The following is a 1,695-nucleotide window of genomic DNA, read 5'->3' on the forward strand; positions in this document are numbered from 1 at the left end:
TGACGCAAAAATTTGCCTTCTATCTATTATCTAGTTTTCAAAGAACAAGGTTCTGAAAGAATTGCTTCTTTCAAAACTGAACAAAACGTAAGCGAACGTTATTTTCCTTAGAAAGGAGGTGATCCAGCCGCACCTTCCGATACGGCTACCTTGTTACGACTTCACCCCAATCATCTGTCCCACCTTAGGCGGCTGGCTCCATAAAGGTTACCCCACCGACTTCGGGTGTTACAAACTCTCGTGGTGTGACGGGCGGTGTGTACAAGGCCCGGGAACGTATTCACCGCGGCATGCTGATCCGCGATTACTAGCGATTCCGGCTTCATGCAGGCGAGTTGCAGCCTGCAATCCGAACTGAGAATGGCTTTATGGGATTTGCTCGGCCTCGCGGCTTTGCTGCCCTTTGTACCATCCATTGTAGCACGTGTGTAGCCCAGGTCATAAGGGGCATGATGATTTGACGTCATCCCCACCTTCCTCCGGTTTGTCACCGGCAGTCACCTTAGAGTGCCCAACTGAATGCTGGCAACTAAGATCAAGGGTTGCGCTCGTTGCGGGACTTAACCCAACATCTCACGACACGAGCTGACGACAACCATGCACCACCTGTCACTCTGTCCCCCGAAGGGGAACGCCCTATCTCTAGGGTTGTCAGAGGATGTCAAGACCTGGTAAGGTTCTTCGCGTTGCTTCGAATTAAACCACATGCTCCACCGCTTGTGCGGGCCCCCGTCAATTCCTTTGAGTTTCAGCCTTGCGGCCGTACTCCCCAGGCGGAGTGCTTAATGCGTTAGCTGCAGCACTAAAGGGCGGAAACCCTCTAACACTTAGCACTCATCGTTTACGGCGTGGACTACCAGGGTATCTAATCCTGTTCGCTCCCCACGCTTTCGCGCCTCAGTGTCAGTTACAGACCAGAAAGTCGCCTTCGCCACTGGTGTTCCTCCAAATCTCTACGCATTTCACCGCTACACTTGGAATTCCACTTTCCTCTTCTGCACTCAAGTCCCCCAGTTTCCAATGACCCTCCACGGTTGAGCCGTGGGCTTTCACATCAGACTTAAGGAACCACCTGCGCGCGCTTTACGCCCAATAATTCCGGACAACGCTTGCCACCTACGTATTACCGCGGCTGCTGGCACGTAGTTAGCCGTGGCTTTCTGGTTAGGTACCGTCAAGGTGCCAGCAGTTACTCTGGCACTTGTTCTTCCCTAACAACAGAGCTTTACGACCCGAAGGCCTTCTTCGCTCACGCGGCGTTGCTCCGTCAGACTTTCGTCCATTGCGGAAGATTCCCTACTGCTGCCTCCCGTAGGAGTCTGGGCCGTGTCTCAGTCCCAGTGTGGCCGATCACCCTCTCAGGTCGGCTACGCATCGTGGCCTTGGTGAGCCATTACCTCACCAACTAGCTAATGCGCCGCGGGCCCATCTGTAAGTGACAGCCGAAACCGTCTTTCCATCTTTCCTCATGCGAGGAAAGAACGTATCCGGTATTAGCTCCGGTTTCCCGAAGTTATCCCAGTCTTACAGGCAGGTTGCCCACGTGTTACTCACCCGTCCGCCGCTAACTTCAGGGAGCAAGCTCCCATCCATTCGCTCGACTTGCATGTATTAGGCACGCCGCCAGCGTTCGTCCTGAGCCAGGATCAAACTCTCCGAAGAAATGTTTGACTTGCTCATTTGCTTTTAGAGTGT

1 rRNA gene is annotated in these 1,695 nt (G+C 53.5%); it reads right to left on the reverse strand.

The features are described from left to right. Nucleotides 1-111: 111 nt before the first annotated feature. Nucleotides 112-1,662, reverse strand: a 16S ribosomal RNA gene (locus BIV59_RS14425). Between the last annotated feature and the right edge of the window lie 33 nt (nucleotides 1,663-1,695).

Origin of the sequence: Bacillus sp. MUM 13 (assembly GCF_001866725.1) — a bacterium.
GTDB lineage: Bacteria > Bacillota > Bacilli > Bacillales > DSM-1321 > Peribacillus.